The sequence below is a fragment of the Bifidobacterium sp. W8104 genome (assembly GCF_016100735.1).
GTDB classification, from domain to species: Bacteria; Actinomycetota; Actinomycetes; order Actinomycetales; family Bifidobacteriaceae; genus Bombiscardovia; species Bombiscardovia choladohabitans.
This window is the reverse complement of the sequence record NZ_JACFRW010000001.1, coordinates 1,886,770-1,909,864: the sequence shown is the minus strand read 5'-3', so window position 1 is coordinate 1,909,864 and position 23,095 is coordinate 1,886,770. Positions and strand designations below refer to the sequence as shown.

Below are 23,095 nucleotides of genomic sequence, written 5' to 3'. Positions count from 1 at the left end.
TGCACGATGACGATGGTGAACATGGGCCTCACTCGGGCAATACCTGTCCGGTCAGGACATGGGCGTGGACGTGGAAGACCGATTGGCCGGCGTCCTCCCCCGTGTTGAAGATCAGTCGGTAGGCTCCATGGAATTCCTGGTCGGCGATCTGCTGCGCCACCTGGACGATGTGGGCCAGAGCCTCAGGATCAGCTTTGGCCAGTTCGGCCACCGACGCGTAGTGGCGGCGCGGGACGATCAGGACATGGACGGCGGCCTTGGGATTGGCATCCTTGAAAGCGTAGACGGTCTCATCCTCGTAGACCTTTTCGCTGGGAACCTCCCCTGCCACGATTCTGCAGAAGATGCAGTCCTCCTGTCGATCGTCATCGCTCATGACCACTCCTTACTGTTTGCCGACATTGTTGTTTTTGGTGTTTTCGCTGTTTTCCATCTTATTGTCGAGGTTGTATATTGTGCGCGACTTCATGCGCTGGGCTCAGGGGCTTCCGACTGCCAGCGGCCCAGCATGTCCGCCAACAGGGTCAGGGCCACAGGTCCGGCCAAAGCGGCCCGGAGGATGTTGCCGCCCAACCGGACCGGCAGAGCCCCCTGCCTCATCATGGTCTGAACCTCCTGGTCGGCAATCCCGCCTTCCGGGCCCACAACCACGGCAACAGGCGAGCTCGCTGGAAGCTTGTCTACGCGCTTGCGGACCGCATCCCACCCAAGGTCGGCATCCTGGTGAAGGACCAGGACCAGGCATCCCTGATCAGTCGCCTTCCGGCACCAGGAGGCAAGACCACGGCTGTCCACCTTGTCCAGCAGTCGAGGACGGTAGGCCCTCCGGCTCTGCTCAGTGGCTGCATCCAATGTGGCCTGCCAGTGCCGGTCGTTGCGGCCCGGCCTCCATTTGGCTATGGACCGATCAGCCTGCCAAGGCATGACCTGATCCACCCCGATCTGCGTGGCCATGTCGATGGCCTGCTCGTCCCTGCCGCCCTTGGCCAGGGCCTGAACAAGAATCAGTTCCTTCTCGGGAGGCGCCTGCCGCCCCACAGCGGTGACCTCCACCAGGCCGGTCGAGGCGTCCCTTACCAGGGCGCTGATGCGCAGTCCGCCCCCGTCAGAAAGATCCAGCTGGTCCCCATTCTTCAGCCTCATGGAGCCCAGGGCATGGCGACGAATGTGCTCGGGCAGGGTCAGGCGCCAGCCGGTATGGAGCTCGTCGCTGGCCAGTGGGGAATCATCGTGGTCGGGATCCAACAGGAAGAGGGGTGCGGTCATGGTGTTAGGCTACAGCCCGCCGCCGAAAAGCACTCACTGCGACGACACGCTCCCCTGATCGCCCAGTGCACGATGTCGCCTAAGATGCTATGATTGTCTCCGTTGCGATTACGCACCTGTCCGGGTGGCGGAATGGTAGACGCGCTAGCTTGAGGTGCTAGTGCCTATATATATACAGGCGTACGGGTTCAACTCCCGTTCCGGACACTCGATTCCACATCGTTGGGGGCTTCTACGATTCGTACCTTCCCTGCTTTCCGTATTTGATCAACACGGCTCTTTCTGACCTGTTATCCACGCTCTCCGTCGAAAATGACTCATGTTCGGTTTTCGGTTGCTTTGCCTATGCTGTTGACAGAACCAGAAGGAGGTATGGCAGACGTGCTCAAGGTGAGAATCGGCTCCATCGACGATGACAGGATCGAGGCCTACACCAGGCTGACCGAGCCGCAGCTGCGCAATCGTCTGGAGCCCGCCAGGGGCTTGTTCATCGCCGAGTCCCCCAAGGTCATCGCCCGCGCCCTTGATGCCGGGGTTGAGCCTATCTCCTTCCTGGTGGAAGAGCCCTGGCTGGAGGGGATGCGCTCCATGTTCGACCAGGTGGACGCAGCCTTCGGACCCAACATTCCCGTCTACGTGGCCAGCCCAGCACAGCTCAAGACCATCACCGGCTACCGGCTGCATCGAGGCGCACTGGCCGCCATGAGACGCTGGCCTCTGCCCACTGTGGAGCATATCTGCCGCTCGGCAAAACGGATAGCCGTCATGGAGAACATTGTCGACCACACCAACATCGGCGCGCTGATGCGTTCGGCGGCAGCCCTGCAGGTGGATGCGGTCCTGGTCACCCCTTCCTGTTCCGACCCCCTGTACCGCAGGGCCGCACGGGTCTCCATGGGCACGGTCTTTCAGGTTCCCTGGACAAGAATTGGCGGCGACGACGTCCACGCCTGGCCCGACCAGGGGATGAAGCAGCTGCATGATTTGGGTTTCACCACGGCGGCCATGGCCCTGAACCGGGATGCCATCAGCCTGGACGAGCTGTCTGAGCGTCTAGGACACGGGCCCGACCGGATCGATCGCCTGGCCCTGATATTCGGTACCGAAGGGGACGGACTGAGCCACAGGACCATCGCCCGGGCGGACCTGACCGTGCGGATCCCCATGAGCCATGACGTGGACAGCCTGAATGTGGCTGCCTCGAGCGCCGTGGCCTTCTACGCGACCAGACCTCAGCAAGCCGGCTGAGCCTCGCAAACTGAGCCCTCAACTATACAGCAAATTTCTGCTGCCCTCCGCTGCCTTACTTCATGGCTGAGTACCTAATATCGGGTTGGTGTCGGGTGACCCTGACATCCGGCAATCTTCCGCATCAGGCAAACCTTGGCAACGGGCAACCCTTGGCATCAGGCGATATCTGACCGCAGACAACGTTCGAGTATCGAGTAACTATCGCGGGTCGGGCGACTCTGGCGCAATCAGCTCTCCTGGGAGACGGCCTGCGAATGCTCATGGATGTAGTCGTCCGGGTCGATGGTTCCACGCCAGCGGCCGATGGCCTTGAGGCCGTGGTACATGACCAGCGTGGCCACAGAGCCGATGGCGATGCCGTTGAAGCTGACCCCGGCCACCGCGAAGGTGAAGTCCGCGATACCCACGATCATGACGACGGCGCCCACGGTCATGTTGACGGACTTGCCGAAGTCCACCTTGTTCTCCACCCAGATGCGGATACCCAGCATGCCGATCATGCCGTAGAGCATGGTGGTGACCCCGCCCAGAACGCCCGTGGGAATGGTGTTGATGATGGCCCCGAACTTGGGGCAGAGGGAGAGCAGGAAGGCGAAGATGGCGGCGCACCAGTAGGCGGCCGTGGAGTAGACCTTGGTGGCGGCCATGACACCGATGTTCTCCGCGTAGGTGGTGGTGCCCGAGCCTCCGCCCAGCCCAGCCAGCGTGGTGCCCAGTCCGTCGGCCATCAGGGCGGTGCCGATCTGATCGTCATAATCGCGTCCGGTCATCAGGGCCACGGACTTGACGTGACCAATGTTCTCGGCCACCAGGACCAGGACCACGGGGATGAACATGGCCAGGACGGACGGGTCGGCCTGCGGGGTGTGGAAGTGAGGCAGACCGAACCAGGCGGCCTTTTCCACCGCTGCGAAGTCGACCTGGCCCTGGGTGACCGCGAAGATATAGCCGACGATGACGCCCAAAAGGATGTTGAGTCGGCCGATCAGACCTTTGAAGAGCACGGCTATCAGCATGACGGCCACCAGGGTGACCAGGGCGGTCAGCGGGGCCGACTTGAAGTTCTTCCAGGCCGAGGGGGCCAGATTGAAGCCGATGATGGCCACGATGGCACCGTTGACCACCGGTGGCATGATCATATCAATCCATCGCGAACCGGCGAAGTGGACGATCAGGCCGATCAGGAAGAGCAGGGCGCCGGTGACCATGATCCCGAAGGAGGCCACGGCCAGACCCTTGTGGGCGGTGGTCACTGCCAGGACCGGGGCGATGAAGCCGAAGGAGCTGCCCAGGTAGGAGGGCAGACGGTTGCGGTTGATCAGCAGGAAGAGGGCCGTGGACATGGCCGTGAAGAAGAGGGTCGTAGAGGGATCGAATCCGGTCAGAATGGGGACCAGGAAGGTGGAGCCAAACATGGCTATGACATGCTGGGCACCTATGCCAGCCGTACGTGGCCATGTGAGTCGCTCATCGGGTTCCACCACTTCGCCCGGAGCCAATGTTTTCCCGTCGCCGTGCAGTTTCCAGCCCATGGACAATGCCATTTCACTGTGCTTTCTCTCGTGCGCCGTGCCGGTCACGGCGGACCGGAATCATCAGTATATTCGCATGGGAGGACCCGGGTTGGTCTACAGGGCGGATGGCCTCACTGATAGGTGGGCATGTTCTCGAAGTTGAAGCCGATGGCGGCCAGCTGCTCGCGACCCTCAGGAGTGATCATGTCCAGGGTCCAGCGCGGCGACCAGGTCCAGTCGATGCGGAACTCCTCGACCAGGCCCGCCAAAACACTGGCACACTGGTCCTCGATCAGGTCAGTCAGCGGGCAGGCCGGCGTGGTCAAGGTCATGGTGATGATGGCCCTTCCCAGTTCGTCGATTTCAATGCCATAGACCAGCCCCAGGTCGACCACATCGATGCCCAGCTCGGGGTCGATGACCTGGTGCAGGGCCTCCCTGACATCCTCCGCGGTGGCCCGGCCGATGTCGTCGACGGCCTTGAGAGGGATGGCCTCCTCAGCGGCAGCCTCAGCATCAGCGGCATTCTGGGCCGCGGTTTCCTCGCTATCTGCGACCGGCTCGCTGCCCGAGGTGTGGTCATTCGAACCCTGGTCCGCTGACAAACTTTCAGGGGTGACTTCAGGGGCATCTTGGTCGGCAGGCTGATCGTCAGACTTGGCCAAACCGGACTTCTTGTCCGCCTGGCCATCGACTTGGCGCATGGAACCGCCCTCTGCCGATTTCAGTACCGTTTCGGCGCCCAAGGGGTTGCTGGCCAGAGCCTGTGCCGTGCCAGGATCGCTGATGGCCCTGCCCACCGAGGCCAGGATGGAGTCCTGGGGCTCGGGCACCAAATTCGTATTGCCACTCATACCTGCTCCTCCTTCTCACCTTTGTCGCTCTCTCGCCCAGCTGACAGGGCCTGGGCCACCGAGGCCTTCATACCCTCCCAGCCCAGCAGGGCGCACTTGATTCGCATGGGATACTTGGACACGCCCTGGAAGACCATGGCATCACCAAGGGCGTCCTGCGCCTTCTCGTCCTCGATTCCAGCGCCGCGCGATTCCATAAGCTTGCGGAAGTCGGCAGCCAGATCCATGGCATGGTCAACGGTCTGCCCCTGGACCAGATCCACCATGATGGACAGACTGGCCTGGCTGATGGAGCAGCCTGAACCCTGCCAGACGATTCGCTGGATGAGGTCGGGACCTCCCTGCTCGCCAGGCGCCACCTCCACATGGATGGTGGCCTGATCCCCGCAGGTGGGATTGAACTGGTGGGACTCGGCAGCCAGGCAGGCCTCGTGCTCCACCCTGATGGTCACGCCGTCACCGTCAGAGTCTTCTCCCCCATCAGCCTGATCCCCTACACGCCCGTGAGGATCCCGGGCTGCGTCCAGGATCACCTCCTGGTACATCTGCTCCAGTTCCTCGTCATCCATCCCGAAATCCGCCATGTCCTTAAACCTACCAGTATGTCTTTGCCAAAACCGTCGATGCGCTGCCGGTGAAGACCCTTATGCCACCCGGAAGAACTTGCGGACTCCGGAGACGGCATCCAGCAAGGCATCCGCGTCGGCCACGGTATTGTACACGCCGGTCGAGGCCCGGTTGGAGGCCATCAGACCGAAGTGTCGATGGACCGGCTGAGCGCAGTGGTGTCCAACGCGGATGGCAATGCCGCGCGAATCCACATACTGGCCCACGTCATGGGGATGGACCCCCTGCACGTCGAAGGCGACCGTGCCGATCCGGCCCTCGGGAGTGGTCGGCCCGAGGATGCGTACCCCGTCCAACGCCCCCAGCCTCAACAGACCAGTGGTGATGGCTTTCTCGTGTTCGGCTACGTTCTCCATGCCCAGATCCATCAGCCAATCGGCGGCTGCGCCAGCACCTATCATCTGGGCCACCGGCTGGGTGCCGGCCTCGAACCGGGCCGGAGGATCCATATAGCTGGCCGGACGGTCCAGATAGGCCAGTTCCACCATGGATCCGCCGAACGATGCCGGAGGCAACGCCTCAAGAAGTTCTCGGCGGCCATAGAGGAAGCCCACGCCAGTGGGGCCATACATCTTGTGCGCACTCCAGGCGGCGAAGTCCACATCCATGGCGTGCAGATCGATAGGCAGGTGAGGCACCGACTGGCACACATCCAGCACCACCAGGGCACCCACCTGATGGGCACGGCGGACAATGGGCTTGATGTCAGTGATGGCACCGGTCACATTGCTGACGTGGGTGACGGCGACAACCTTGGTCCGTTCGGTGATGACCTGGTCGGCGGTATCGGCCAGAATACGGCCCTCCGGGTCCAGATCGAAGTACTTGAGGACTGCTCCGGTCCGGTAGCAGAGCTCCTGGAAGGGCAGGAGGACCGAGTGGTGCTCGGCCTTGCTGACCACCACTTCATCGCCAGGCTTCAGGGCGAACCGACCTGCCGCCTTGCCTCCGCGGCCCATGCTGGCGTTGCCGAAGGCGGTGGCCAGCAGGTTCAGAGCAGCCGTGGCCCCGGCTGTGACGACAATCTCCTCGCCGCCCTCCTGGCCCTCTGCGCCGACCAGGGCGGCCACGCGTGAGCGAGCATGCTCGAAGGCCACGGTGCTGCGGGCGGCCAGTTCGTGGGCGCCCCGGTGCACCCCTGCGTTGTCCTTCAGGTAGAAGTCCCGAACGGCATCGATGACCGCCAGTGGCTTCTGGGCAGTGGCAGCCGAATCCAGATATACCAGGGGGTGGCCATGCACCTGCTGGTCCAGAATCGGAAACTGCTGCCGAATGCTGTCATCGATGACCATTGCAGACCTCTTCCCTTATCCTCAGGCCAGGGCTGATTCCGAGTCGGCGCCCTCGGGCAGGTACTGGTCGTACCCGGTCTCCTCCAGGGTGTCGGCCAGCTCGGGACCGCCGGTCTTCACGAAGCGACCGTCGGCGAAGACATGGACGATGTCAGGCTTGATGTACTTGAGGATCCTGGTGTAGTGGGTGACCATGAGCACGCCCATGCCGGTGTTCTCCTTGGCCCTGTTGACCCCCTCGGAGACGATGCGCAGGGCGTCCACGTCCAGACCGGAGTCGGTTTCGTCCAGGACGGCGAACTTGGGCTTGAGCAGCTCCAGCTGCAGGACCTCGGCCCGCTTCTTCTCGCCGCCCGAGAAGCCCTCGTTGACTGAGCGCCGGGCGAACTTGGGATCCATGCGCAGCCGCTTCATGGCATCGTTCAGATCCTTGGTCCACTGGCGGATGGCCGGGGCCTTGCCGTCGACCTCGGTCTTGGCGGTACGCAGGAAGTTGGTCATGGACACGCCGGGCACCTCGACCGGGTACTGCATGGCCAGGAAGAGCCCGGCCTTGGCCCGCTCGTCCGGGGTCATCTTGAGCAGATCCTGCCCATCCAGCAGGGCCTGGCCCGAATCCACCTCATACTTGGGATGGCCGGCCAAGGTATAGGCCAGGGTGGACTTGCCGGACCCGTTGGGCCCCATGATGGCGTGGGTCTCGCCGGAGTGGACGGTCAGCGTGGCCCCCTTGAGGATCTGCTTGCGACCCTCCTTGGTCTCCACTGAGACGTGCAGATCCTTGATTTCCAATGTGGACATGTCAGTTCTCCTCCAAAACGTGCTGCATCTCTTGATCCTCGCCGGCCGCCAGCCTGCGGTCGATGACCCCCATCAGGTGCCCGGAGACGCTGGGGACGTCGATCTCCTCCACCAGTTCGCCGAAGAAGCCTCGGACCACCAGCTTGCGGGCCTCCTGCTCGGGGATGCCGCGGGACTGCAGGTAGAAGAGCTCCTCGTCGTCGAAGCGTCCGACCGAACTGGCATGGCCGGCCCCGATAATGTCGCCGTTCTCGATTTCCAGGTTGGGCTCGGAATCAGCGATGGCCCCAGGGGTCAACACCAGGTTCCGGTTGAGCTCGTAGGAGTCGGTTCCAGGCGCGGTGGGCTGAATGAGCGCGTTGCCCACCCAGGTGGTGTGCGCGCCGATGCCGTCCAAGGCCCCCTTGTATACCACACGGGACTTGCAGTTGGGATGGTTGTGCACCACCATGGTCCGGTGCTCCATGTGCTGGCCGGGATCGACGAAGTAGATGCCCAGCATGTTCAGGTCGCCCTGCTCGCCGCCGAAGTCCTGGTCCATGCGCAGCCGCACCACATCGCCGCCCAAGCTGACCACAGAGTGGCGCAGGGAGGCCTCGGCTCCCAGGTGAATGCGGTGGTTGCCTACATGCTTACTGCCCTTGTCCCACTCCTGGATGAAGGTGGTCGACATCCGCGAATTGTCACCGATGTCGATTTCAACGCCCTCGGCAAGACGCGCCTGACCCTGGTGCTCGACCACCATATCGGCCTTGGTGCCCGCCTCTGCCTTGATGACCAGGTGGAAGGCATCCAGCTCGGGGCCACCGCCGATGACGCGAACCAGCACGGGCTGATCCAGAGTGCCCTTGAGGTTGACCACGGTCGCCTGCTTGCCGCTGGCCCACTCCACAGCGGCTGCTCGGTCGCTGGGCTTGAGGACGGTGCCGCAGGGAGTCTGATCTATGGGAATCCGGCTGAAGCTGACCTGATCCGCGGGCGGTTCGGACCCGTCGATCATGGTGACTGAGACCTTGGTCAGACCGCTGGGATTGAAGACGGTGAAGAACTCCTCCATCCGGTCGATGGGGGTGAACCGCCAGTCATCCTGCTTGCGGGTGGGCATGGGGAAGTCGTCAGGATTGAAGGATCGGGGCTCCTTGTCGGCGCTGGACGGCATGGTGGCCGGGAAAGCATAGGGATCCTTGGGATCCGCATGCGGAATGGTTATTTCGCTCTTCTGTGACATCAGCCTACCGAACCCTCCATCTGCAATTCGACCAAGCGGTTGAGCTCCAAGGCGTACTCCATGGGCAGCTGCCGGGAGATGGGCTCCACGAACCCGCGCACGATCATGCCCATGGCCTCCTTCTCCTCAAGGCCGCGGCTCATCAGATAGAAGAGCTGGTCCTCGGAGACCTTGGAGACGGTGGCCTCGTGGGCCATGGAGACATCGTCCTCGCGAACATCCACATGCGGGTAGGTATCCGAGCGGGAGTAGTCGTCCACCAGCAGAGCGTCGCAGACCACCGAGGAGGAGGACTTCTCGGCGCCCTTGATGATCTTGACCAGGCCTCGGTATGCGGCCCTTCCCCCGTTGCGGGAGATGGACTTGGAGACGATGGTGGAGGAGGTGTGGGGTGCCAGGTGGATCATCTTGGCGCCCGTGTCCTGGTACTGGCCCTTGCCGGCGAAGCCCAGGGAGAGGGTCTCGGCCTTGGCGTAGGGCTCGGCCAGGATGCAGGCCGGGTACTTCATGGTGGCCTTGGACCCGATGTTGCCGTCCACCCACTCCATGGTGCCACCCTCACGTACATAGGCGCGCTGGGTGACCAGGTTGTAGACGTTGTTGGACCAGTTCTGGACCGTGGTGTAGCGCACACGGGCGTGAGGCTCGACCACGATCTCCACGTTGGCCGCATGCAGGGAGTCGGTGGAATAGATGGGTGCGGTGCAGCCCTCCACGTAATGGACGTAGGAACCCTCGTCGGCGATGATCAGCGTGCGCTCGAATTGGCCCATGTTGGGCGTGTTGATACGGAAGTAGGCCTGCAGGGGGATGTCCACATGGACCCCCTTGGGCACGTAGACGAAGGAGCCGCCCGACCAGGCCGCCGTGTTCAGGGCGGCGAACTTGTTGTCGTCCGGAGGGATGACCGTGGCGAAGTACTTGCGGAAGAGGTCCGGGTACTCCTTGAGGGCCGTATCCGTATCCAGGAAGATGACCCCTTGCTTGCGCAGGTCGTCGCGGATGGAGTTGTAGATGACCTCGGACTCGTACTGGGCGGCCACTCCGGAGACCAACCGCTTCTTCTCGGCCTCGGGGATGCCCAGCCGGTCATAGGTGGTGCGGATGTCGTCAGGCAGGTCCTTCCAGTCCTTGGCCTGCTCCTTCAAGGGCTTGACGTAGTACTTGAAGTCGTCGGCATCGAACCCGCTCAAATCCACGCCCCACTTGGGCATGGGCTTCTCCATGAAGGCCCGATAGCCCTTGAGACGCATCTGCAGCATCCAGTCAGGCTCGCCCTTGTCGGCCGAGATGGCCCGGACCACGTCCTCGTCGATGCCCTTGTGGGCGTTGCGCCCCGCATCGTCGGAGTCGTGCCAGCCATAGGTATAGTCGCCGAACTCGGAGATGATCTGGTCGTCTTTTTTGATTTTCTCTTCATTTACGCGGGAGCGGTCGGCCACATACTGGCTCATTTCCACATCCCGCGATGTGTCTGTCCGCTGCGAGGTGCTGTCCACGAGCTGAGACCTCCTAACACACGCACGGCCGCCATATGCGGCCGATCACACCATTACAGGATAACCGGGGCACTGGTGAACCGCCAGACCCGGGCTTACGCTCTCTAAGGAATCCGACCCCTCCTCTTGACAAAGCGCCGATATGGACAATCGCCCGCCTCCCTATGAGAGGGAAACGGGCGATCATAGCGAAAGAGTACGCAAGGAATCGACCTCAGGCCGCCTCCTGGCCTCCGTGCTCCAGGCTGGCCTTGACCAGGCCGGTGAAGAGGGGGTGCGGCTTGGTGGGCCGGGACTTGAACTCCGGGTGGGCCTGGGTGCCCACATAGAAGGGGTGCTGGTCCTGGGAGAGCTCCACGAACTCGGTCAGCTGCCCGTCCGGGCTGGTGCCCGAGATGTGCAGGCCGGCCTTGTCCAGCCGCTCCTTGTAGGCCACGTTGACCTCGTAGCGGTGGCGGTGACGCTCGGAGATCTCGGTGGAGCCGTAGAGCCGGGCCACCAGCGAATCGGGCTTGAGCACTGCCGGGTAGGCGCCCAGCCGCATGGTGTGGCCCATGTCGCCATGGCCGGCCACGATGTCCTTCTGCTCCTCCATGGTGGCGATGACCGGGTTCTCGCAGTCGGGCTCGAACTCCGAGGAGTTGGCATCCTCCAGCCCGAGGACGTGGCGTGCGAACTCGATGACCATGGACTGCAGTCCCAGGCAGAGACCCAGGGCGGGCAGGCCGGTCTCACGGGCGTAGCGCAGGGCGCCGATCTTGCCTTCGATGCCACGAATGCCGAAACCTCCGGGGACCACGATGCCGTCGACACCCTCCAGGGCCTTCCGGGCGCCATCCATGGTCTCGCAGGTGTCGGCCGCCACCAGCTTGACCTGGACCTGGGACCGGTTGGCGAAACCGCCGGCCTTCAGCGCCTCGATGACCGACAGGTAGGCGTCGGGCAGATCGATGTACTTGCCCACGATGGCGATGGCCACCTTGGTGCGGGGGTTGTGGACCCGGTCCAGCAGGTCCTCCCACTCGTTCCAGTCGACGTCGTGGAAGGGCAACCCCAGCTTGCGCACAACGTAGGTGTCCAGACCCTCCTTATAAAGGATCTTGGGCACGTCGTAGATGCTGGGCGCATCCACGCAGTTGACCACGCCCTCGGCATCCACGTCGCACATCAGGGAGATCTTGTCCTTGATGCCTTGGTTGAGCGGCCGGTCCGAACGCAGCACCAGGGCATCGGGGGCGATGCCCAGCTGGCGCAGGGCCATGACCGAGTGCTGGGTGGGCTTGGTCTTGAGCTCGTGGGCGGCGGCCACGTAGGGAACCAGGGAGACATGGACGAACATGCAGTTGTCCGGGCCGATGTCCCGACGCACCTCGCGGGCGGCCTCCATGAAGGGCTGGGACTCGATGTCTCCCACAGTCCCGCCGATCTCGGTGATGATTACATCCACGTCGTCGCTGGCCTGGGCCCGCATGCGGCTCTTGATCTCGTTGGTCACGTGAGGAATGACCTGGACACACTGGCCCAGGTACTCCCCCGCCCGCTCTTTGCGCAGCACGGACTGGTAGATCTGGCCGGTGGTCACGTTGGCCTTCTGGGAAAGGAAGACGTCGGTGAAACGCTCATAGTGGCCGATGTCCAAGTCGGTTTCGGCCCCATCCTCGGTCACGTAGACCTCGCCGTGTTGGAAGGGGTTCATGGTCCCCGGATCGACGTTGATGTAGGGATCCAGCTTCTGTTGAAGAACGCGGATTCCGCGGCTTCTCAGCAGTCGGCCCAGAGATGATGCGGTAAGTCCCTTGCCCAGTGAAGAGACCACGCCGCCGGTGACGAAAATGTGTTTGGTGATATGCCCTTGCGAATTTCCATGTTCTCTGACCATGGAACTTCAGCCTATCAGGCAGGAGCGACCAGAAACCGGCCAACACTCGAGAAGGAAGGTCGGATTCAGGGACGGCTCAGCTGCAGGTGGTCGGCCAGGTAGCGACCGGTCACCGAGCGCGGGTTGCGGGCCACGGATTCGGGGTCGCCCTGGGCCACGATTCCTCCACCTCGATCACCGCCGCCCGGGCCCATATCGACCACATGGTCGGCGTTGGCGATCATGTCCAGATCGTGCTCGATGAAGACCACGGTGGCCCCCTTGCTGACCAGGCGCTCCAGCACGCTGATCAGGACACGCACATCCAGGGGATGCAGGCCGGTGGTCGGCTCGTCCAGGACGAACATGGAGCCATTCTGCCTGCGGCCCAACTCATTGGACAGCTTCAGCCGCTGGGCCTCCCCGCCCGACAGGGAGGGGGTGTCCTCCCCCAGGGTCAGGTAGTCCAGGCCCAGGTCCTTCAAGGTCTGCAAGCCTCGGCGGATGGCTGTGTACTCTCGGCCCTGTGCGAAGACCTCCAGGGCCCGGCCCACCTCCATGGCCAGCAGATCCGGCAGGCTAAGCGGCTCAGGGTGGGCCGGGGTGGACAGACGGTAGTGCTCGGCCTCCGGACGGTACCGACGACCATGACAGCTGGGGCAGGTGATGGGGATGTCGGGCAGGAACTGCACATCCAGACTGATCTGGCCGGTTCCGTCGCACTGGGGGCAGCGCAGGGAGCCGGTGTTGTATGAGAATGCCGAGAGGCCCAGCTTGTCCCTTTTCGCCTGGTCAGTGGCCGCGAAGAGGCGGCGCAGCCGGTCCATGAGCCCTGAGTAGGTGGCCACTGTGGAGCGCACGTTGATACCTATGGGCGAGGAGTCCACCAGGCGTACCCTGTCAATGTCGGCCGGGTCCAGACTCTGCACGTGCTTGGGCATGGGGTCGCCCTGGATGCGGGCCTGCAGGGCCGGGACCAGCGACTCCAGGATCATGGTGGTCTTGCCGGAGCCGGATACGCCGGTCACAGCCGTCATGCATCCACGCGGAATGGCCAGGTCCAGGGGATGGACCGTGTGAATGGGTCCTGACTGCATGCGGATCCACTCATTCCCTGCAGGCATGGGATGCCGGTCCCGTACCAAAACGGACTCGCGGCCATCCAAAAAACCGGCGATGCGGGAATCCTGATCAGCGGCGATTTTTTCAGGGGTCCCCTGGGCAAGTATCCTGCCGCCGCGCTCCCCTGCTCCGGGACCCATTTCGATCAGATAGTCGGCTGATTGCAGGACCTTGACGTCGTGGTCGACGAAAACCACCGAATTGCCGTCGGCCAGCAGGTCGCGCATGACCCCTATCAGCCCCTCCAGGTTGGCAGGATGCAGGCCGGTCGAGGGCTCATCCAGCACATAGAGCACGCCGGTGGTCTCGTTACGCACGGCCCTGGCCAACTGGGCCCGCTGCCGCTCCCCTGTGGACAGGGAGGCGCTGGAGCGGTCCAGGGTCAGGTAGCTCAGTCCCAGCTGGATCAACCGCCTGCCCATCTCGTCCAGGGTCTTGCAGAGGGCCGAGGCCATGGGCCGCATGGGTTCGTGTAGCGTGGGCGGCAGCTTCCGACCCCAGTCCAGCACCTTATCCAGGGGCCATGAGGTGACCTCGGCCAGGTTGTCCCCGTTGATCTCGGGCAGACGCGCCCGCTGGTTGAGCCGGGTGCCCTTGCAGTCCGGGCAGGTCCGTTCGGTCAGGAACTTGGCGACCTTGGCCAGGCGCTTGTCATCGTTGGCCCTCTTGAGCTCCTCGGTCACTGTCAGCCGTGCGTTGCGGAAGGTGAAGTCCAGCTCGTGGACACCCTTAATCGAAGTGATGGTGATGTGCTTCTTCTCGGCCGGCCCCTCGAAGACGATCTTCCGCTCCCGATCGGTCAGATCCCGCCAGGGCACGTCGGTGCGGACTCCGAATTCGCGAACGATGTCGGGCTGTACGTTGAAGCCGAAGGTCCGCCAGGGCACCACGGCCCCCTGGTCGATGGTCAGGCTGTCGTCGGGAACCAGGGTGGCGTCGTCCACCTCGCGCACAGTCCCGGTCCCCTGGCAGGTGGGGCAGGCTCCCAGGGAGTTGAAGGCCAGCTCCTCGGCGCTGGGAGGCTCCACCGTAGCGCCGCAGATCGGGCAGGTGATGGGCATCTCGGCCGCCACAGCCAGGGTGGGCTCCTGGCGATGGCCATTGGGGCAGACGTGGCTGGCCAGCCGGGAGAACATCAGCCTGAGCACGTTGAGCAGCTCGGTGGCGGTGCCGAAGGTGGAGCGCATGCCGCCCACGCCCGGGCGTTGACGCAGGGCCAGTGCGGGGGGCAGGAAACGCACCGAGTCCACCTGTGGGCGCTGGGCCTGGGTCATCCGCCTCCTGGTGTAGGTGGACAGGGATTCCAGGTAGCGCCGGGAACCCTCGGCATAGAGGACCCCCAGAGCCAGGGAGGACTTGCCGGAGCCCGAGACACCGGCGATGCCCACCAGGTGGTTCAAAGGAATGTCGACATCCAGATTGCGCAGGTTGTGGACCCTGGCGCCGCGGACAAGGATGGCCTTGGGCGGTGCGGGGAGTTTCCTGCCGGTCTCCCCGCTCTCGCTCATGCGTTCTCCAGCAGGTGGGCCACAGCTTCCAGGGCCAGCCTGTAGCCGTAGAAACCCATGCCGGTGATGGTGCCGGTTGCCACCGGCGAGATGACGCTGCGTCGGCGGAAGGCCTCCCGGGATGAAGGATTGGAAATATGGACCTCCATCAGCGGCAGCCCTGCCTGGGTGACCTGGACGGCGGCATCGGCAAGTCCATAGCTGTAGTGGGTGAAGGCGGCGGGGTTGAGTACCACCGCGCTGCCCTGGTCCACGGCCTGATGCATCCAGCGGATGACCTGGCCCTCGTCGTCCGATTGCAGCACCTGGACATCCAGACCCAGCTGCCGACCCCAGTCTTCGCAATCCCTGGTCAGCGTCGCCAGATCCTGACGACCGTAGACATCGGGGTCGCGCACACCCAGCCGACCCAGGTTGGGTCCGTTGACCACCAGAACCTTCCGCCTGCCCTTGTCGGCATCCGCCATCTGTCATTCCTCCTTGCGTATGGCCTGGAAGGCCTCCTTGATCGCCGAGACCGGCGGGTCGTCCAGGTGGGTGGGTTTGCCCAAACCATCAAGAATGATAAACCGCAACTTGTTGCCACGGGCCTTTTTGTCCCGATGCATGAGGGCCAACACTTGATCGAAATCTCCCCCATTCCACCAGGTTCTCAGTCCCAGCGAAGACAGAAGCCTCCTGTGGTAGTCGACCGCCTCCTGATCCAGATGGCCGGTGATCCTGGCCAGCTCGGCTGCGAAGACCATGCCCACGGACACGGCCTGACCATGCCGCCAGGTGAAATGTTCGATCTTCTCGATGGCGTGGCCCAGGGTGTGCCCATAGTTGAGGAACTCCCGCAGGCCGGACTCCTTGAGGTCCACCGAAACGTGCCGGGCCTTGACCTCGACGGTGCGTTCGATCAGATCCTGGACCACCGTGCCCAGCCATTGGTCGGACTCCTGACCGTCAAAGGCGCGTAGGGATTCGGCCCGCTCCTCCAACTCGCGCAGGATGCCGCCGTCCATGATGAAACCGGACTTGGCCACCTCGCCCAGCCCCTCTACGAAGATCTCATTGGGCAGGGTCCGCAGGGTCCGCAGATCAGCCAGGACACCTGCTGGAGTGTAGAAGCTGCCGACCAGATTCTTGCCCTGCTCCAGGTTGATGCCGGTTTTGCCGCCGGTGGAGGCATCTACCATGGCCAGTAGGGAGGTGGGGCAGTTCACATAACGGATGCCCCGCATCCAGGTGGCGGCGATGAACCCGGCTTGGTCTGTGGCCGCTCCCCCGCCCAGTCCCACCACGGCGTCGGAACGGGTGAAGCCTTCGGTTGCCAGGCGCTCCCAGATACCCTGGCTGACCTGGATGGTCTTGCCGGCCTCCGCGTCGGGAATGGTCAGATCCACCACCTGATACCCGGCCTGGCGAAGTAGGGCCCGGGCATGGTCGGAATGGCGCTGGACAGGCTGGGTATGAATCAGGGCCACCCTCATGGTTTGGTCTCCAAGCAACTCATGCAGTCGCCCGGTCACCCCGGCGCCGATCCTCACATCGTAGGGGTCGGGACCGCTGACGTGAACCACCCGCTCAGTCAGGGCATCGGCCAGCCGTCTGGCCAGGGCCCGGGGGGTGGTGTTCCTGGATTTGAGGGTGATGGTGGCCAGCTCCTGATAGACGCTGCGGCGCTCGCGATAGAGAGCCATCCAGCGCTCCGATGCGCCGCCGCGAAGAAGGGGGCGATGATCCGACCGTGCCGCCCGGCTGACCCCCTCCTCCGGGTCGATCTGTAGGTAGACCACAGCACCGCCTGCCCGCCGATAGTCCTGCAGCGCCTGGAAGACCTCGGTGCTCATGGGAGCCCCTCCCCCCAGGGACAGGATGCCGCCGGGGAAATCCTTCAAAAGGTCCTGGATCGCCCGGGTCTCCATTTCACGGAAAGCCTGCTCGCCCTGAGTGTCGAAGATCTCGCTGACCGACCGACCTGCTTCTTGTTCGATGCACTGGTCGGTATCCCGGAAGGGCGCCTTGATCAGGGCGGCCGTCTCCCTGCCCAGCCGGGTCTTGCCCGCACCCGGCATGCCGATGACGACGGCCCTGGGCATACTGCTGCTTTCAATCATGCGATTCCGCCCCTCACCGCAGATGCTCGGGCCAGGACTTGAGGTAGGCCTGGGCGTTGCGCCGAACCTCCTCGAGCGAGTCACCGCCGAACTTCTCCAAGGCGAAGCGCGCCAGTGTCAGGTTCATCATGGCTTCGCCGATCACCGCGGCGGCAGGCACGGCGGTCACATCGGAACGCTGATGGATGGCCTGGGCAGGCTGGCCGGTGGCCACATCCACCGTGCGAAGGGCCCGGGGCACCGAGGAGATGGGCTTCATGGCGGCCCTGACCCTGATGGGCTGGCCATTGGATGTGCCACCCTCCAGACCGCCTGCATGGTTGCTGAGTCTGCGGATGGTACCGTCAGGACCGGGCTCCATCTCGTCATGGGCCTGTGATCCCGGGCGGTCAGCCTCCCTGAATCCATCGCCGATTTCCACGCCCTTGATGGCCTGAATGCCCATGAAGGCGCTGGCCAGGGCCGCATCCAGACGTCGGTCGTCCTCCACGTAGGTGCCCAGCCCCGCAGGCACACCATAGGCAATGACCTCGAAGACCCCACCGGCGGTGTCGCCGTCCTTCTTGATCTGGTCGATTCTGGCCATCATCCGCTTCTCGGCATCCTTGTCCAGGGTCCTGACCGGAGAGGCATCTAGGGCGGGTCCGTCCTCAGGGCCGGGCGTGACCTCATGCCCCTCCAGGCCGACCCCGGCTATGGAGATGACATGGGAAACGGTCCGTATCCCCAGGGCCTGCTGCAGGAAGTCGGCGGCCACCGATCCCAGTGCCACTCGGGATGCGGTCTCCCTGGCAGAGGAGCGCTCAAGGACCGGACGCGCATCCGTAAACCCGTACTTGCGCATGCCGGTCAGATCGGCGTGACCGGGCCTGGGCCTGGTCAGGGGGGCGTTGCGACCGGTCGCCGGGGGCTCCTGATCAGCAGGCAGCTCGTCCACGCTCATGATGCGCTCCCACTTGGGCCACTCCGTGTTGCCGATCTCGATGGCCACCGGTGAACCGAGCGTGCGTCCATGCCTGACTCCGGTCAGCAGACGCACCTTGTCCTGCTCAAAGCCCATCCTAGCCCCGCGACCATAGCCCAGCCGACGACGGGCCAGGGCCGATTCGATATCCTTGGTGGATACGGCGACCCCTGCGGGCAGACCCTCCATCATGGCCACTAGGGCCTCTCCGTGGGATTCCCCTGCCGTCTGCCAGCGCAACATATTCAAGCTCCTCGTTCGTTCCTCGTTTGCCAGGTTAGGGCTACCTATGATTATCTTAGAAGATGGTCTACCTCATCCCAGCGCCGGGACTGCTGACCGCCCTCCTCCTGGCCCTGATCGACATCCGCTTCCGGCGAGTCCCACGTCTTCTGGTGCTCTTGGGACTGGTGCTGCAGGCTGTGACCCTGCTGGGTTTCTCCCTGATCCAGGGTCGTCCTATGCTGCTGGCGCAGTGCCTGCTGCTGACTCTGGCATGTACAGGCCTTCAGCTCCTGCTGGCCCTGGTCCGACCCGGCGCCCTGGGACTGGGCGATGTGACGGCAACGGGTCTGGTGGCCCTGAGCCTGTCTGTTCTGGGATGGACGGCCATCCTGGTCTGGTGGCTGATGATGGGCCTGCTGGGGCTGGCTGCCCTGGCTCTGGTCTGGTTGGTTCGTCGTCGCGGGTCGGCCAGGACAGACAGCCCTCTCTCGCTGGCCTATGTCCCGGTCATCCTGGCCGCAGCGGTGGTGGCCCTGATCATCGAAGCCCTCTAGGACCGGCAACTGGGATCCAGGGACAAGGCGCTACCTGCCCTGCTCGTTGTGCTGGGACTCCCAGGCCTTGTACTCCTTGACGTCGCGGTTGAACTGATCCGGGTTGTCGCTGAACCTGGTCTCTCCCGTGTCCATGTTGACGGTCACGAAATAGAGCCAATCGCCTGACTCGGGGTGCATGACCGCCTGGATGGCCTCGTCTCCCGGGCTGCCGATGGGGCCTGGTGGCAGACCCTGATGGACCCTGGTGTTGTAGGGGTCGTTGGCATTCTTCAGCATGGCATCGGTCAGTTTCAAGGCAGAGACATTGTTGGAGTAGGCCACGGTGCTGTCCATGCCCAGGGGCATTCCCTTGGCCAATCGGTTATCGATGACCCGGGCCACCTTGCTGTAGTATTCCGACTTGTTGACCTCGGCCTCGGTGATGGAGGCCGTGTTGAGTATGGTCTGCCGCTCCTGGCCACCTGGCACGCCCAACTGGTCCAGGTGCTCGATCCGCTTGGAGACCAGGTTGCCCAGGATGGCCTTGGCCGAACCTGCCTTGCGTACGTCGTACTCGCCAGGCTGCAGCCAACCCTCGAAGTTGCCCTGCGCCTCCTGGGGCAGGATGTCCTCGCCCTTGGCCTGGATCAGGGCGTCGAATTCGCTCTGCGGAACCCCGGAGAGCTGGGCGGCCCGGGCGACCACATCGCGGACCCGCTCGCCGGCCCTCACCTGCAAAAACCCTCCGGCCTTGCTTCGGTCGGTCAGAATGGCCACCACGTCAGAGGCCTTCATCCGCAGACGCAGATCGAAGGTGCCGGGCAGGAGCCTGGATTCGGACTGTGTGCTGGTGATGGCGTGCAGGAAGGCAGCCGTGGATTTGACCACCCCGGCCTTGACCAGGTTGGCACCCACCTGATCAGCCCCCTGGCCACTCTCGACCGTGAACTCCAGGGGCTGTCCGCCCGGGCCTGGATAGTCGGGGGCGACCTCCTTGGTGGCTACGATCCGTGGGGCGCCATGGCGCAGTCCGCCCATCAGAATCACCACGCAGGAGGTGGCCAGCACAACAGCCAGGGTGACGATGACGATCATGATCTGCTTGCGATGTTTGCGTCTCTCCCGCCGACGGCGCATCTCACGACGTGAACGAGGAGGACGCGGCGGCATAGCGGAAACCGGGGCCTGCCCGTCGGCAACCCACTGGACCTTGTCCTGGAAGAAATCCTGCATGTCGTCGGCCAATTAGCACTCCTTGTCGGCACGTTGGTCGTCCAGGGCCGACTGCAACAGCACAACAGCGGACTGCTGATCGACCACGGGACGATGTCTTCGCCCGTCCACGCGGGCATCATACAGCTGACGATGGGCGCTGACGGTCGTCAGTCGTTCGTCTCGCAATACTACACTGGGCAGCTGCTCAGGGGCAACGCCAGCATCGTGTGCATCCTCCTGCAGACGACTGGTCAGGGCACGCACCCAACGGGCCGCCTTTTTGGCACTGCGACCAGCCTGGCCGCTCAGAAGCAGGGGGTGTCCGACCACGACTCGGGACACGCACTTGTCCATAATCAGGTCTTCCACCTGGTCCAGGGCCTGAAAGTAGTCGCCCTGAACCCTGATATTACCGGCGGGAAAGGCCAGGGTCAGCTCCGGGTCCGACAGGGCCAGACCCACCCTGGCTTCGCCAAGATCCACCCCCAGCCACACGGCTGTCTGTGATCCCACGGGAGAGCTCAGCCCTCTCGGACCTGATCACTCAGGTCTTTCAAGGCCCGATCGATGGCCGAAGCATCCTGGCCGCCGCCCTGGGCGAAGTCAGGCTTGCCGCCGCCTCCTCCTCCCAGGACCCTGGAGGCCGTCCTGACCAGGTCGCCAGCCCTGAGACCGCGGTCACGGGCCGCCTGGTTGGTGGCTACGAAGATGACTGGCTTCTCATCCTCGCTGACTCCGGCCAAGGCGACCACAACGGGATATTCATCGCCCATGCGGCCCCTCAGGTCTGTCACCGCCTTGCGCAGGGCATCGACCGAGCCGAAATGCCCCATATTCCGGGATGCGATCTTGACTTCGCCCGGAGCATGCAGGGCCTGGTTGGCCAACTCGGGCACAGCCTGGGCCATCTGCTGCTCATAGGTGGCCGCCAGTCGGCGGTCGGACTCCTTGAGCTTGGCCAGCAGGGCAGAGATCCTGGACTCAAGCTCGTCAGGGCGGGCGTTGAGCTTGTCGGAGAGCTGAGAGACCAGGGCGTGCTCACGGGCGTTGTATTCGTAGGCCCCCTGACCCACCACGGCATCGACACGACGGACGCCGGTGCCCACCGAGGCCTCGGACATGATGGAGACCGCGCCGATCTTGCCCACGTGGTCCACATGGGTTCCCCCGCAGAGCTCACGGCTCCAGCCGTCCTCGCCGATCGAGACCACACGGACCACGTCGCCGTACTTCTCCCCGAACAGGTGCATGGCGCCCAGGGCGATGGCGTCGTCGTATTTCATCTCCTGAGCGGTCACGGCCAGGTTGTCCCGCAGACGATCGTTGACACGGGCTTCCACAGCATCCATGGCCTGGCGGCTGGGGGCCTGCGACCACTGGAAGTCGAAACGCAGCCTGTTGGGTGCATCCTCGGAACCGCGCTGCGTGGCCTGGGGACCCAGTTCCTCTCGCAGGGCCTTGTGGACCATGTGCGTGGCGGTGTGCGAACGGGCGATGGCACCGCGCCGGTTCCGGTCGATGGTTGCCGTGACCTTGGCCTGCAGGGTCAGCGTTCCTTCGGTCAGTCGGCAGCGGTGGATGGTCAGCCCCTTGATGGGCCTCTGCACGTCGTCCACTTCCAGTACGGCCCCATCGTCGGTCAGTATCTCCCCCTGGTCGGCCAGCTGGCCGCCGGCCTCGGCGTAGAAGGGAGAGCGGTCCAGAATCACCTCAACCTGGGCGGGCGCCTTGACGGCCGGAACCGCTCCCTTGCCCTCCTGGATGATGCCCAGGACGGTCGAGCGGCTGGAGAAGTCGGTGTAACCCAGGAAGACCTGAGGCTCGTCAAGGTTCTTGCGCATATCGTCGTAGACGCTCAGATCCACGTTGTGCCGCTTCTTCATGGCATCGGCGCGGGCCCTGGACTTCTGCTCGTTCATGAGCTTCCGGAACTCGTCCTGATCCACCTTGACGCCCTGCTCGGAGGCCATCTCCAGGGTCAGTTCGATGGGGAAGCCGTAGGTGTCATGCAGGGTGAAGGCATCCTTGCCGGAGACCTCGGGTTCGCCCTTCCCGCTCTTGGCCTTGTTGACGGCCGTATCCAGAATGGTGGTTCCCTTGTCCAGGGTCCGACGGAAGGCCAGCTCCTCGCCATAGGCCGATTCGGCCACCTCGGAGAAGGTGTCGTTGAGCTCTGGGTAGCTGGGGGCCATCGCATCCTTGGAGACTGGGAAGAGTTGGGGCAGGACCTCCTGGTCCACGCCCAGCATCTTCATGGAGCGGATGGTCCGGCGCAGCAGACGGCGCAATACGTAACCACGGCCGACGTTGCTGGGGCGGACGCCGTCGCTCATGATCATCAGGGCCGAGCGGACATGGTCGGCCACCACACGGAAGCGCACGTCATCCTGGGCATCGTCGCCGTAGTGCCGACCAGACAGGCTCTCGGCAGCCTGGATGACGGGGTAGACCTCGTCGGTCTCGTAAATGTTCTGCTTGCCTTGAAGCAGATAGGCCAGGCGCTCCAGGCCGGCGCCGGTGTCGATGTTCTTGTGCTCTAGCTCGCCCACGATGTGCAGGTCGGTCTTGGAGCGTACGTTGTCGACCTCGTAGTTTTCGAAGACCAGATCCCAGATCTCGATGTACCGGTTCTCGTCGGCCGATGGGCCGCCCTCCTTGCCATAGGCAGGACCGCGGTCCACATAGATTTCGGAGCAGGGGCCGCCGGGGCCAGGGCCGCCGGTGGTCCAGAAGTTGTCCTCCATGCCCAGAATCTCCATGTGCTCGGGGTCGAAGCCCTCGTTCTTCCACAGGGAGCGGGCCTCATCATCGTCGGTGTAGGTGGTCACCCAGATCGTTTCGGGGTCGAAGCCGTAGCCGCCCTGGTCCTGGGGCTTGGTCAGCAGGTCCCAGGCATAGTGGATGGCCTCCTCTTTGAAGTAGTCCCCGAAGGAGAAGTTGCCCAGCATCTGGAAGAAGGTGCCGTGACGGGTGGTCTTGCCCACCTCGTCGATGTCCAGGGTGCGCACGCACTTCTGGTTGCTGGCCATACGGCTCCTGGGCGGGGTCTGCTCCCCCAGCAGGTAGGGGATGAAGGGGACCATGCCGGCGATGGTGAAGAGCGTGGTGGGATTGGGCGAGATCAGGGAGGCGGAGGGAACCACCAGATGATCCTTGTCCTGGAAATAATCGAGGAAACGCTTGGCGATTTCCGATGTGCGCATGCTGCTTCTGCTCCTTCAGACCCGGTGAAC

General features: G+C 63.7%; 19 protein-coding genes and 1 tRNA gene. 3 read left to right on the top strand and 17 right to left on the bottom strand.

Annotated features, from left to right (window positions below):
* Nucleotides 1–28: 28 nt before the first annotated feature.
* Nucleotides 29–376: a histidine triad nucleotide-binding protein gene (locus tag H3U89_RS07540; RefSeq protein WP_198179737.1), complete on the bottom strand. Its 348-nt coding sequence runs from the start codon at nucleotides 374–376 to the stop codon at nucleotides 29–31.
* An 89-nt stretch (nucleotides 377–465) separates the two neighbouring features.
* Nucleotides 466–1,266 (bottom strand): 16S rRNA (uracil(1498)-N(3))-methyltransferase, encoded by an 801-nt coding sequence (locus H3U89_RS07535; RefSeq protein ID WP_198179739.1) that lies wholly within the window; start codon nucleotides 1,264–1,266, stop codon nucleotides 466–468.
* A gap of 118 nt (nucleotides 1,267–1,384) precedes the next feature.
* Between H3U89_RS07535 and H3U89_RS07530 the strand changes: the two genes are divergently transcribed.
* Nucleotides 1,385–1,473, top strand: a tRNA-Leu gene (locus H3U89_RS07530).
* 165 nt (nucleotides 1,474–1,638) lie between these two features.
* On the top strand, nucleotides 1,639–2,514 hold the full coding sequence (locus H3U89_RS07525; protein ID WP_232345595.1) for a TrmH family RNA methyltransferase: 876 nt from the start codon (nucleotides 1,639–1,641) through the stop codon (nucleotides 2,512–2,514).
* Between the two features lie 230 nt (nucleotides 2,515–2,744).
* Here H3U89_RS07525 and H3U89_RS07520 read toward each other — a convergent pair whose 3' ends face one another.
* The 12 genes from H3U89_RS07520 to aroC form a co-directional block, all read right to left on the bottom strand.
* A complete protein-coding gene (locus tag H3U89_RS07520) occupies nucleotides 2,745–4,061 on the bottom strand; it encodes a uracil-xanthine permease family protein (RefSeq protein ID WP_198179741.1) in 1,317 nt (438 codons plus the stop codon).
* A 101-nt stretch (nucleotides 4,062–4,162) separates the two neighbouring features.
* Entirely contained in the window at nucleotides 4,163–4,885 is a 723-nt protein-coding gene (locus tag H3U89_RS07515; protein WP_198179743.1) for a metal-sulfur cluster assembly factor, read from the bottom strand.
* Entirely contained in the window at nucleotides 4,882–5,469 is a 588-nt protein-coding gene (gene sufU, locus H3U89_RS07510; RefSeq protein WP_198179745.1) for a Fe-S cluster assembly sulfur transfer protein SufU, read from the bottom strand. Before sufU ends, H3U89_RS07515 begins: the two co-directional genes overlap by 4 nt.
* Before the next feature lie 60 nt (nucleotides 5,470–5,529).
* Nucleotides 5,530–6,804: a SufS family cysteine desulfurase gene (locus H3U89_RS07505; RefSeq protein ID WP_198179747.1), complete on the bottom strand. Its 1,275-nt coding sequence runs from the start codon at nucleotides 6,802–6,804 to the stop codon at nucleotides 5,530–5,532.
* A 21-nt stretch (nucleotides 6,805–6,825) separates the two neighbouring features.
* Nucleotides 6,826–7,605 (bottom strand): Fe-S cluster assembly ATPase SufC, encoded by a 780-nt coding sequence (sufC, locus tag H3U89_RS07500; protein WP_198177736.1) that lies wholly within the window; start codon nucleotides 7,603–7,605, stop codon nucleotides 6,826–6,828.
* Between the two features lies 1 nt (nucleotide 7,606).
* A complete protein-coding gene (gene sufD, locus H3U89_RS07495) occupies nucleotides 7,607–8,833 on the bottom strand; it encodes a Fe-S cluster assembly protein SufD (RefSeq protein ID WP_198179749.1) in 1,227 nt (408 codons plus the stop codon).
* Entirely contained in the window at nucleotides 8,833–10,287 is a 1,455-nt protein-coding gene (gene sufB / locus H3U89_RS07490; protein ID WP_081581024.1) for a Fe-S cluster assembly protein SufB, read from the bottom strand. Before sufB ends, sufD begins: the two co-directional genes overlap by 1 nt.
* 259 nt (nucleotides 10,288–10,546) lie before the next feature.
* Nucleotides 10,547–12,211 carry a CTP synthase gene (locus H3U89_RS07485; RefSeq protein ID WP_198179751.1) on the bottom strand — a complete coding sequence of 555 codons (1,665 nt, stop codon included), beginning with the start codon at nucleotides 12,209–12,211 and terminating at the stop codon, nucleotides 10,547–10,549.
* 65 nt (nucleotides 12,212–12,276) lie between these two features.
* A complete protein-coding gene (locus H3U89_RS07480) occupies nucleotides 12,277–14,820 on the bottom strand; it encodes an excinuclease ABC subunit UvrA (protein WP_198179753.1) in 2,544 nt (847 codons plus the stop codon).
* Nucleotides 14,817–15,287, bottom strand: a complete 471-nt coding sequence (aroQ, locus tag H3U89_RS07475) for a type II 3-dehydroquinate dehydratase (protein ID WP_198179755.1) — start codon at nucleotides 15,285–15,287, stop codon at nucleotides 14,817–14,819. Before aroQ ends, H3U89_RS07480 begins: the two co-directional genes overlap by 4 nt.
* A gap of 3 nt (nucleotides 15,288–15,290) precedes the next feature.
* Nucleotides 15,291–16,922: a bifunctional shikimate kinase/3-dehydroquinate synthase gene (locus H3U89_RS07470; RefSeq protein ID WP_198179757.1), complete on the bottom strand. Its 1,632-nt coding sequence runs from the start codon at nucleotides 16,920–16,922 to the stop codon at nucleotides 15,291–15,293.
* A 13-nt stretch (nucleotides 16,923–16,935) separates the two neighbouring features.
* Complete coding sequence (gene aroC, locus H3U89_RS07465) at nucleotides 16,936–18,129, bottom strand: chorismate synthase (RefSeq protein WP_198179765.1); 1,194 nt, start codon at nucleotides 18,127–18,129, stop codon at nucleotides 16,936–16,938.
* Between the two features lie 62 nt (nucleotides 18,130–18,191).
* On the opposite strand from aroC, the gene H3U89_RS07460 reads away from it, so the two are divergent.
* On the top strand, nucleotides 18,192–18,665 hold the full coding sequence (locus H3U89_RS07460; protein ID WP_198179767.1) for a peptidase A24: 474 nt from the start codon (nucleotides 18,192–18,194) through the stop codon (nucleotides 18,663–18,665).
* 30 nt (nucleotides 18,666–18,695) lie between these two features.
* On the opposite strand, the gene mltG is transcribed toward H3U89_RS07460, so the two are convergent.
* From mltG to alaS, 3 genes are read right to left on the bottom strand one after another with little or no spacing between them, the layout of a single operon-like run.
* Nucleotides 18,696–19,892 (bottom strand): endolytic transglycosylase MltG, encoded by a 1,197-nt coding sequence (mltG, locus tag H3U89_RS07455; protein WP_198179769.1) that lies wholly within the window; start codon nucleotides 19,890–19,892, stop codon nucleotides 18,696–18,698.
* Nucleotides 19,893–20,375 carry a Holliday junction resolvase RuvX gene (gene ruvX, locus H3U89_RS07450; RefSeq protein ID WP_198179771.1) on the bottom strand — a complete coding sequence of 161 codons (483 nt, stop codon included), beginning with the start codon at nucleotides 20,373–20,375 and terminating at the stop codon, nucleotides 19,893–19,895.
* Nucleotides 20,376–20,383: 8 nt separating this feature from the next.
* A complete protein-coding gene (alaS, locus tag H3U89_RS07445) occupies nucleotides 20,384–23,065 on the bottom strand; it encodes an alanine--tRNA ligase (RefSeq protein WP_198179773.1) in 2,682 nt (893 codons plus the stop codon).
* Nucleotides 23,066–23,095: the final 30 nt, after the last annotated feature.

Excerpts from the sequence above, each read along its gene's own strand:
- H3U89_RS07540 (WP_198179737.1), bottom strand. The coding sequence starts at position 376 with ATGAGCGATGACGATCGACAGGAGGACTGCATCTTCTGCAGAATCGTG.
- H3U89_RS07460 (WP_198179767.1), top strand. The coding sequence starts at position 18,192 with ATGGTCTACCTCATCCCAGCGCCGGGACTGCTGACCGCCCTCCTCCTG.
- H3U89_RS07485 (WP_198179751.1), bottom strand. The coding sequence starts at position 12,211 with ATGGTCAGAGAACATGGAAATTCGCAAGGGCATATCACCAAACACATT.
- H3U89_RS07535 (WP_198179739.1), bottom strand. The coding sequence starts at position 1,266 with ATGACCGCACCCCTCTTCCTGTTGGATCCCGACCACGATGATTCCCCA.
- H3U89_RS07525 (WP_232345595.1), top strand. The coding sequence starts at position 1,639 with ATGGCAGACGTGCTCAAGGTGAGAATCGGCTCCATCGACGATGACAGG.
- sufC (WP_198177736.1), bottom strand. The coding sequence starts at position 7,605 with ATGTCCACATTGGAAATCAAGGATCTGCACGTCTCAGTGGAGACCAAG.
- alaS (WP_198179773.1), bottom strand. The coding sequence starts at position 23,065 with ATGCGCACATCGGAAATCGCCAAGCGTTTCCTCGATTATTTCCAGGAC.
- H3U89_RS07515 (WP_198179743.1), bottom strand. The coding sequence starts at position 4,885 with ATGAGTGGCAATACGAATTTGGTGCCCGAGCCCCAGGACTCCATCCTG.
- H3U89_RS07505 (WP_198179747.1), bottom strand. The coding sequence starts at position 6,804 with ATGGTCATCGATGACAGCATTCGGCAGCAGTTTCCGATTCTGGACCAG.
- sufU (WP_198179745.1), bottom strand. The coding sequence starts at position 5,469 with ATGGCGGATTTCGGGATGGATGACGAGGAACTGGAGCAGATGTACCAG.
- H3U89_RS07470 (WP_198179757.1), bottom strand. The coding sequence starts at position 16,922 with ATGATTGAAAGCAGCAGTATGCCCAGGGCCGTCGTCATCGGCATGCCG.
- H3U89_RS07520 (WP_198179741.1), bottom strand. The coding sequence starts at position 4,061 with ATGGCATTGTCCATGGGCTGGAAACTGCACGGCGACGGGAAAACATTG.
- H3U89_RS07480 (WP_198179753.1), bottom strand. The coding sequence starts at position 14,820 with ATGAGCGAGAGCGGGGAGACCGGCAGGAAACTCCCCGCACCGCCCAAG.
- sufB (WP_081581024.1), bottom strand. The coding sequence starts at position 10,287 with ATGAGCCAGTATGTGGCCGACCGCTCCCGCGTAAATGAAGAGAAAATC.
- aroC (WP_198179765.1), bottom strand. The coding sequence starts at position 18,129 with ATGTTGCGCTGGCAGACGGCAGGGGAATCCCACGGAGAGGCCCTAGTG.
- sufD (WP_198179749.1), bottom strand. The coding sequence starts at position 8,833 with ATGTCACAGAAGAGCGAAATAACCATTCCGCATGCGGATCCCAAGGAT.
- aroQ (WP_198179755.1), bottom strand. The coding sequence starts at position 15,287 with ATGGCGGATGCCGACAAGGGCAGGCGGAAGGTTCTGGTGGTCAACGGA.